The organism is Pseudofrankia sp. EUN1h (assembly GCF_001854645.1).
Taxonomy (GTDB): domain Bacteria; phylum Actinomycetota; class Actinomycetes; order Frankiales; family Frankiaceae; genus Pseudofrankia; species Pseudofrankia saprophytica.
In genome coordinates this window covers 1-9389 of record NZ_MBLN01000123.1, presented here as the reverse complement: position 1 = coordinate 9389, position 9389 = coordinate 1, and the positions used below count along the sequence as shown (strand labels likewise).

Here is a 9389-nt window from a genome sequence, read left to right as displayed (position 1 = left end):
CCCCACCGTCGCCGCCTGTTGCAAGAAGGCCGTTCGGGCCCAACGCCAGCGCGTTTGGCTGCTCGGTGTCGCTGACGGGTGTGGCCCCTAGTGGACGAGGTGCTGCCCAGCCACTGATGTCCCACAGGCGGACTGTGCCATCGGAACCGCCAGAGGCAAGGAGCCCGTCCGGGCCGAACACCACTGAGTAGACCGGGCCGGTGTGACCTGTGAGTGGGCCGCCGAGTGCACGAGGCGTGGTCCGGTCGCTGATGTCCCACAGGCGGACTGTGCCATCGGAACCGCCAGAGGCAAGGAGCCCGTCCGGGCCGAACACGACTGAGTTGACCGAGCCGGTCCCGTTGGAGGCCCCGAGTGGGCGAGGCGTGGCCCGACCACTGATATCCCACAACCGCACTCCGCTGCCGTCGCCTGTAGCGAGTAGCCCGTCCGGGCCGGACACCGCTGAGTTGACCGAGCCGAGGCTGCGTGAGGGCGTCACACTGAGTCGCTGCGGTGCGCCTGGGTCATTGATATCCCACAGGCGCACCTCGCCGTTCTGAGTTACAGAGGTGAGGAGGCCGTCCGGGCCGAACACTACTGAGGCTAGGGAGCTGCCGGCGCTGATGTCGTTCGAGGGCCTGGAACCCGGTCGCCGTGGTGTGCCTGGGTCATTGACATCCCACAGGCGAACCGCGCCGTCTTGACTACCGACGGCGAGAATTCCATCTGGGCTGAACATCACTGAGTTGACCGAGCTGACCGTAGCCGTGTCGCTGGCGATGGTGGTGCGTAGGTGGGGGGTGGCGGCAAGGGTCTGGAGGAGATTGCTGCGGGCACGCGCTTGCTGGTTTTTGGGGGCGATGGTGTCAGCGGCGACGGCCAGGCGCAGCGACAGTGCCGGGTCCGTGGTGCGGGCGTTGTCGGCGAGGGTGAGGAGTTGGTCGGCTACCGCGGTGCGCCGCCCGTCTTCGGCGGTCTTGGCCTGGAGGTATGCGGTGATCCCGAGGCTGCTGGCGGCCAGGAGTAGGGCGATCAGGATGGTGATGGCGGTGGTGATGCGCCGGCGGGCGTGGCGGCGGCTGGTGGTCAGGAACTGCCGGGTTGTGGGGGTGAGCTCGTCGGGGATCAGGAGGTCGAGGGTGGAGTCGGCTCTGCTGTATCCCCACAGCTGGCCGGCTGGGCGGCCCGCCAGTTGCCAGTCGGTGGCGGCGGTTTCGGCCTGGGCGCGTTGGCGTAGCCGCTCGGCGTTGGTGGCGATCGCCTTGTTGAGCGATGGCCATGCGGTCAGCAGTCGTTCGTGGGCGACTTCCACCGTGACGGGTCCGTCGGGGGTGGCGTCGAGGACGAGCAGCCGTCGRCTGACGAACGGGAGCAGCTGGGCCCGGGTGAGGTCGGGCAGCTGGTCGAGCGGGATGCGTCGGCGGATGGGTCGGTTGTCGGTGTCGACGGTGACCAGTGCCAGCAGTCCTGCCAGGACGTCCTGCTGGCTGCGGCCGGTGGTCGTGGTGGCGTCGGTGAGGGCGGCGTCGGCTTGTTCGATGAGTGCCTGTTGGACGCCGCCGATCTGCTCGTACAGCCCGGCGGAGAGCACGTGGGTGGCGGCGGCCTGGGCGGTGAGGTGCAGGCGTTGGAGGGTGTAGGCGAGCAGGGGCAGGGCGTGGCCGTCGCCGGTGTCGGTGACCATGCGGGCGACGAGCTCGTCGTCGATGTGCAGCCCGGACATCCGCGCCGGTTCGGCGATCACCAGCGGGAGCAGGTCGCGCGAGAGCGGTAGGACCGGTTCTACCGCCACCGACAGCCCGGTGGGTGCGGCGGCTTCGAGGAGTGGGTCGAGGTATTCGGAGCGCAGCGTCGCCACGACCCGCACCCGAGCCTGGATCGTCACGGCCAGCAGGGCCAGGAACCGGTCACGGTCGGCGGGGCTGGTGCGTACGAGCAGTTCCTCGGCCTGGTCGATGACCAGCAGTAGCCACCGGGCCGGGTTGGCCGCGGCCAGCAACTCGCCGATGACCTGGCCGATAGCGTCCGGGTCAGCCAGCCGGCGGGTCAACGTTTCGGCGTCCCAGTCCAGGCCATGGCGCCGGCCGGCATCGGCGAGCACCACCGCCAGCGCCGCCGCTGGCTGGTCGCTAGGGGTCATCGGCAGCAGGGTCAGCCAGTCGGCCTCGCCGGCCAGCCTCGGGGTGAGGCCAGCGGCGACGAGCGAGGATTTCCCACAGCCTGACGGGCCGACCACTGCCATCAACCCGCCCGCGTCGGCGTGGGCGATCATCCGGTCCGCCAGGTGGCGGGTCTCCGGTTCCCGGCCGCGGAAGGCCCCGGCCCGGTTCGCGTCGAAGGCCGCCAGGCCCGGGAACGGCGAGAGCCTCGGCTCTCCGTCGCTGGTCTCGTGCAGGCCGGGATAGTCGGGTGCGGCGCTGGCGGGGAACGGCGGCGGGGTCGTCGGCTTCTGTCGGGCGGACGTAGCCACACCGAGCAGACGCTCGCGGGCGGCGTCGTCGCCGAGGCCGAAAAGGTCCACCCCGACCAGCGGGCGCAGCAGGCCCGGTCTCGGGCAGTCCTCGACCCGCGTCACCACCAGTCGACGTTGCGCTCCGGTCGGGTCGTCGGCCCAGATGGCCTGCCACTGCGCGGTCTCCATCGCCGAGACCAGATACGCCGACGACAGCACCGCGATCATCCGCGCCGACGTCGACAGCGCCCGCTGCGTCTCGGTGACGACGTTCGACCCGCCGGTGAAGTCCCAGGCCCGCACCAGCACCCGGTAGCCGGCGGCCTCTAATTGCCAGCCGATCCACTCCGCCCACGCCAGGTCCGGCATCGCGTACGAGACGAAGAAATCGACAGCGGCATCGGTCCGGACAGCATCCGGCCGGTCTCCCCCCGTGACCATGCTCATAGAATGCCACAGGCTGTACTAGAAACCGTCACATCGTCGTATCGCCAGTCGAAGGTCCAGTGTTGGACGAACGCTGACACGAGCTAGGAACGATGCCCATGGACCCGGTGCGAGCTCATGGAAGGAACCACCGGTGAGCTTGGCTTCCCGACCTCTCCGGAGCGGGAATTGTATGAGCGCTTCGGTCGCGGGCAGATGCAGCGTTTCGAGAATGGCGCGATCCTCTACTACGACGAGTACGACGCGGTCCCGGTGACCGGAGCCGGCTGGCATCTCGTCGGCCGAGACGAGAAGGTCGGGGATAAGTGCCGGTTCCCGCTCGCCGGCCCGCAGCGCCTCCGTGATGTCTCGACCGATGTCATCCAACAGTTCGAAGGCGGCATTGTCACGGTGACGGGCGGCCGAGCCGAGTTCTGGCCGACCCCGGCGGCCAGCCGCCTGCTCCATCGTCTTGAGCCAGGCCAGGCGCTTGCCGTCCGCGAGTGCCTCTACTCCCCAGAGCAGCACCGGCTGACCCTGCGGGAGGACGGGAATCTCGTGCTCTACCGTCCCGGCCGGACCTCAGGCTCGGGCGCGCTGTGGGCCAGCGACACCGCGGGTAGGCCTGCCGAGAAGCTCATGCTCCGCAGCGACGGCAACCTGGTCCTCTGTGACGGGCAGGCCAGGAAGCACTGGGAGAGCGAGACCGCGGGCAACCCCGGAGGGGTCCTCGTGCTCCAGGCCAACGGTGTCCTCATCCTTTGCGGGGTAGATGGGACCATCCTCAGATCGTGGCCGGAGAACAGATAGCCGCGTCGGCCCACATCACAGCAGACACCGTGCCCGCAGAAGCGGACATCAAGCAAGCATGACGATCTCTCGAACCGTCTTGCCGTCCTTGATCTGAATCTTGTTGCCGTTAGCGGTCTCTTCTTCGATCAGCTTGTAAATAGCAATGGCGCGCCGGATAGCCTCGGTGTTGGAGATTCCCCGCCTTTCCGTGATCTCCTTAAGGGCGGCAGCCGATTCCTGATTGATATTTACAGATAGCCGCGTGGCGTCAGGCATAGAATGGACCTATCACCCTTCGGTAGTGATTGACGGAGCGCCGGATCTCGGCGCAAATCCCTCATGGGGCGTGAATAGATCGACGCCGGACGTTCCGCACCTCGCCACTCGCGTGGCGGYACGGGCGCCGGTGGCAACGTCGCGATCCGGGAAGCTGGGGAGAGGGCGGAGTTGTCTCATGGCACACCTCCCCGTAGCGCAATCAGACATACGAACACAGAAAGTGACGATTAGTCACCGTAGGYGACTGTCATCGGCGCCTGGTCGCGGTCCTAAGTCAAGCACGCCCTGCCTCGGAGTGTCACAGCGCTACGCCACCGTTACCACATCTTTGGAGTCTGTTTCGCTCCTTTCCCCCGCCGTCTATGCGCATGCAGTGTGGGCGATCGGTGTATCAGGAGTGTGTCATTCGGTCTGTAGAGCCACACCGACGTGCGGATTCGGCGTGGCGACACACCGCCGGCGACCGGCTACCTGCGGGGCTGGCGGCCGCTTGATGCGGCACCTTCGACGACCGGCACTGCACGTGGGTCGTGATCGGCAGTGGGTGTGAGGGTGCCCGTTGCCGTGTAGAGCGCTGCCAGATCTTGATCAGGCCAGAGGCCATGGCTACACCTGACGCGTCGCGCAGAGATGTCGACCGTGACGTAGGCGCGGCGATGACGCGTTGGGCGGGCCCGGCCCTCCCACGGTCGCCGTACTGGCATGGCCTCCGAAGGCGCCCGGCTACCAAGGGTCTACAGGATGAGCCCTCGATCCAGGCCAAACAGATCTAACGTATTTCTGTTTGGCTCGTTCACCGCGCCGTTCCGGTGACGACAGGGGCCGCGGTACTCGTCGCGTCGACGGGGTCGAGGACAGGCGGTTGGGGCCTCCGTCCCGGCTGTTCTTCGTTCCGGTCCTCGCGTTGACTGGGCCGACCGTCGGTTTCTTCGCCCACGAACACCGGAAGCCGGATCGGCGCTTATCCGCTCTCTTCTCCTGTCGGCCCGCCAGCGTGATCACAAATTCCAGAGGCCGTAGCTAGAACCTGGAACCGGCGGTGACCTTCTCACTAGTGCTGTCAATCCCAAGTGCGTGGTAGGCGTCCCTGATGAGCTCAACGGGAACGCTCACGCATGCCTCGCCGGCAGGCAAATTCGGGTGGTCGACCGTATAGCCCTGGACGACCACGTAACCTGGCCTCGCCGATAGGAAAACCGCCGGGCAGTCGTTTGCCCCAGAGGGGCAGGTGGTGGCGATAGGGTCGTCGCTGCCGTCGTCCACACAGAACTCCTTGGTGAAGCGGGGTTCCTGTCCCCCCGACCGGGCCCCGTCCATCATCCTCGATGAGGCTGCGAGACGTAGCTATTCGGGTGAAACTCTGTGTAGTTTGATGTGGCGATCCAGGTACTCCCGCAACAGCGCGTCCGTGTCTGGCGTCGCCTGCTCCTCGAACTTTCTGATCATCCTGCGGTATGCCGCGAGGTGGATCGGCCGCTGGGTTCGGTGCACCGAAGTCGCGATATCGACGAGCGCCGTCGCGTCGTCGAAGATCGTAAACCCGTGTCCCCGGGGGTAGAAGGGATCGACCTCGCCCGGGATGATCACCAGATTAATGTTGGGGCGGGCCGCCATCTTCTGGAGATGCTCGATCTGCGTCGCCATCTCGATCGGCGTCGCGATGGCGTACCGCAGAACCGTCTCCATGATCACGAAGGTGAAGCGCTTTTCCTCATAGAGGACGCGCTGACGTTCCAGCCGACGCGCAACCTGATCAACTAGAGTGATCATGTTGTCGTACTCGAACAGGTCCGCGAACCTGGTGAACACCGCCCTGGCGTACCCGCTGGTCTGGAGGAGACCCGGGACCAGGTCCGGCTGCCATGACTCGATCACGGTCGAGCGTTGCTCGTACTCCTGGTAGGCGCTCTGGAAGTGGCCTACCGGCTCCTCGGTGCTGGAGCCGAGTCCGAACTGTGTCTCCGCCCGCCGGCGAAACTTGGCGACGACCTCGTCGTCCTGGTCGAGGGCGCGGACGATCGCTTCTACGTCCTCGGGCGTCGGTATGACGGCCCCGGTCTCGATCCGGGAGATCTTGGACTGGCTCATCGGGAGACGGTCCGCGAGCTGCTTGCCGGTGACCTTCTGCCTACGTCTCAGCGCGGCAAGCGCGAGACCGAGCCGACGGGTCTCGTCGGCGCGGGCCGCCGTTGGAACATCACTCGTACCGCTCATCGTGCCGGWCCCGCCTCCACGTTCGCACCTCTGTCTGCCGCTGTCCCCTACGCGCGCCCGCGACCAAACAGGTGTCACTCTGAGGAACTGGGTTTCGGGACCAGTGGTTTCTCGGCGTGAGCCAGAGCTCGGGGTCCACCGTGACCGCCCTCATCCGTGGTGACCCGCGATGCGGAACAGTATGCATCGTATGCGCATACAGAAAGCTATCGGCATCGTGCTGCGTACCCTCTGCAGTGATGCCTCTCTACCAGCTCTTTACTGATAGTGGCCTCCGTCACAGCTAGGGCACCGCCCGTTCCGCCTTGCATCGAGCGACCCTACTCTGCATCTTCAACCCGCCCGGGAGCGTGTGGGCGGGTCCACATGCATACGCTAGCGTTGTGCGGGTAGGTGGCGGCCGGCGAGGGAAGGGTGGTGCTGTGATCGTGTCCGATCGCGCCCTTCCGGTACCCGCCGAACGGTCGGGAGGGTCGAACTGTTCCCACGAGCGCGCAAGCTGGAGCCGGACCGGTACAGTGCTTCCCACCTTCTCTTCTAGCGGTTCGGGCCGCGAGACGGGAGCCGGTCAGCCGGCATGACTCCCATCCAGGGATCTCTCCGCGGGTACCTTCCGCATGCAATTGCATACGAACGGGTTCGGTGAATCAGCGGGATGYGTCCGAGCTGTACCGACCGGGTATCAAATGATCTTTGCTTTGTGACCGTAGCAATGCCGCTCGGTTACCCTCTGTACCTGGAGAACCCCCGTGTCGACACCTGACGATGACCCTCCCGTCACCGAGATCCTTGAGGACGAACAGCCTCAGCCCGGCCTCGGAGGCGTCTACGAGCTCCGCGAGGTGACGAGCTAAGCGACACCGCTTGGACATGAGAAGGAAGGGTCGGCGGTCCGGACCGGGGCGGGGACCGGCGGACCAGGTCGCCGCGGCGCGCACGGGGGCGCGCCGCGGCCAACGCCGAAACTGCCGACATCCGGTGTACCCAAGCGAGCGCGGGACAGGCGGCCGACAGTGTCGGGCGGCCACGGGGGATCCGTCCGCACGGCCCGTCCACCGGCTGGCAGGCCGCCCGGAGCGCACGTCCCACCTCCGCCCCGACAGATTCCGATCATCGCGTCTGGGATTCGACCGGCACCTGGACCGACCTTGCCGTGCGGCTGCTGTCCGCCGCGCTGCTCGGGGAACCACGATCCCGACTCGGGCGACGCCGTCAGGCGGACAGACGAGTCGCGACGGTGACGACGGCACCCTTGTCGACCTTGTTGATGTTCTATGACGATGGGACTATGTCCGTCTGAGTCATGGGCGTGCGACCGCCGGTGGCTGGTCAGCTGACGGGGGTGGCTGCCGGTGCGTGGCTTGTCGGATGCGGAGGTTCGGGCATTCGCGGCCGCCTTCCCGGATGCGGCTTCGGCGCGCCCGGTGCTGAGGGCCGCGGGCCTGCCCGCGGGCCGAGATCCGTCGTGGGCTGCACGGGACGCCGAAGGTTTCTGGTTCGCGGTCGCGGAGCTGCTGGAGCACGGCGGGCTGCCAGGCGGCCGGACGGCGTTGTTCGCCGCGGCGCTGACCTGGTATCCGGACAACCCAGTACTCACGACAGGCGCGGCGGGTGGCGGCGTCGTGTGGGATGTCGGCTGGCCGCGCAATCCGCTGTTCACCGGCCGGGAGGACGAACTCTCGGCGCTGCGAGACCGGTTGGTCGGGTCGGGGTCGGCGGCCGTGCTGCCGGTAGCAGTCCACGGGCTGGGTGGCGTCGGTAAGACACAGCTGGCAGTGGAGTACTGCTACCGATTTCGCCGAGACTACGAGTTGGTGTGGTGGGTAGCGGCGCAGGACTCCGCCGCCGCGCTCGCCGGGCTCGCGCGGTTGGCGGAGCGCGTCGGAGTCGCGGTGCCGGGGGCAGCCGAGGAATCGGTGCGAGCGGTGATGGTGCTGCTGGCGTCAGGAAGCCGGTTTGGTCGCTGGCTACTGGTGCTGGACAACGCAGGCGTCCCGGCAGACCCCTTCGGAGTACTGAAGGCGGCGGAGGCCTCGGGCGGACATGTTTTGGTGACCTCAAGGGATCACCGCTGGTCGACGCTGGCCCGCCCGGTACAGGTCGATGTGCTGCCCTCGATGGACGCGATGACCTTGCTGCGCTGCCACGTTGGACAGGTCGCCGACCGAGACGCTGGCCGGATCGTGGCGGCATTGGGAAACCTGCCGCTGGCGGTCGAGYAGGCGGGAGCGTTCCTCGCGACCACCGCGATGACACCGACCGACTACGCGGGCCTCCTGTCCACACAGCTACGAGGTCTGATGAGCCGCGGCGCGCCGGCCGGGGTGACGCCGGTAGCGGCGACCTGGACAGTGACCCTCCACCAACTCGACGACCCGGCCGTGGTGATGTTGGCCCGTTTGTGGGCGCACTTCGGCCCAGAACCGATACCACTGGATCTGTTACGCACAGACGTCGCCGGGGTGCTACCCGCGCCGCTGGATCAGGCCGCGACAGACCGGATCGCGCTGGCGGAGACCGTCGGCCGACTGCTCACGCTGGCACTGGTGCGTCGTACCGAGGACGCAGACGCGGTGGTGATGCACCGGCTGATACAGGACGTGCTTCGCGACGACACTCCCGCCGAGCTGCGTCCTGTGCTGCGAACAGCGGTCTGTCGGCTGCTCGCCCAGGGCCACCCTCCGGTGCGAGACACCCCGGATGCCTGGCCCCGCTACGCCCAGATCCACGCACAYGCTCTCGCCGCTGGACTCGTCGACGACGATGACCCTGACAGCCAGAACATGATCGCCTGGCTGGTCTGGTACCTACGAGCACGCGGCGACTACCCCAACAGTCGACGCCTCGCGGACCAGGCACACCAACGCAGTCGAGAGATCCTCGATGCTGATCACCCCAGCACGCTCACTGCCGCGCAGCAACTCGCCGGCGTCGTAAGAGCGCAGGGCGACTACCCGACCGCGCGGGCGTTGCTCGACGACGTCCTCGCCCGATGCCGCCGCGTCCTGGGCGAGAACCACCCGTCCACGATCAACGCCGCACATGAACTCGCAGTCGTCATGCGCGCGCAGGGCGACTACTCCACCGCGCGGGCGACGTTCGACGAGGTCCTCAGCCAATACCGACACATCCTCGGTGAGGACCATCCCTCCACCTTGACGGCCGCAGCCAACCTCGCGGGCGTCATACGGGCGCAGGGTGACAACTCGACCGCGCGGGCGTTGCTCGACGACGTCCTCGCCCG

At 67.2% G+C, this 9389-nt stretch carries 6 protein-coding genes; 2 read left to right on the top strand and 4 right to left on the bottom strand.

Annotated features, from left to right (window positions below):
• Positions 1-2881: nSTAND1 domain-containing NTPase (locus BCD49_RS39750; protein ID WP_071042543.1), on the bottom strand; the 2881-nt coding region annotated here is incomplete at its 3' end.
• Positions 2882-2998: 117 nt separating this feature from the next.
• Between BCD49_RS39750 and BCD49_RS39745 the strand changes: the two genes are divergently transcribed.
• Positions 2999-3670, top strand: a complete 672-nt coding sequence (locus BCD49_RS39745; protein WP_007512757.1) for a Curculin domain protein (mannose-binding) lectin — start codon at positions 2999-3001, stop codon at positions 3668-3670.
• A gap of 48 nt (positions 3671-3718) precedes the next feature.
• Here BCD49_RS39745 and BCD49_RS39740 read toward each other — a convergent pair whose 3' ends face one another.
• From BCD49_RS39740 to BCD49_RS39730, 3 genes are all read right to left on the bottom strand, one after another.
• Complete coding sequence (locus BCD49_RS39740; protein ID WP_007512756.1) at positions 3719-3928, bottom strand: ribbon-helix-helix protein, CopG family; 210 nt, start codon at positions 3926-3928, stop codon at positions 3719-3721.
• A 1023-nt stretch (positions 3929-4951) separates the two neighbouring features.
• The gene (locus BCD49_RS39735) at positions 4952-5194 is read right to left on the bottom strand and encodes a hypothetical protein (RefSeq protein ID WP_131803665.1); all 243 of its coding nucleotides are present in this window, start codon (positions 5192-5194) and stop codon (positions 4952-4954) included.
• An 81-nt stretch (positions 5195-5275) separates the two neighbouring features.
• Positions 5276-6145, bottom strand: coding sequence for a helix-turn-helix domain-containing protein (locus BCD49_RS39730; RefSeq protein WP_007512746.1), 870 nt, complete (start codon positions 6143-6145; stop codon positions 5276-5278).
• Between the two features lie 1352 nt (positions 6146-7497).
• Here BCD49_RS39730 and fxsT point away from each other — a divergent pair.
• The coding region (gene fxsT, locus BCD49_RS39725; RefSeq protein WP_083401989.1) for an FxSxx-COOH system tetratricopeptide repeat protein at positions 7498-9389 on the top strand (1892 nt) is incomplete at its 3' end.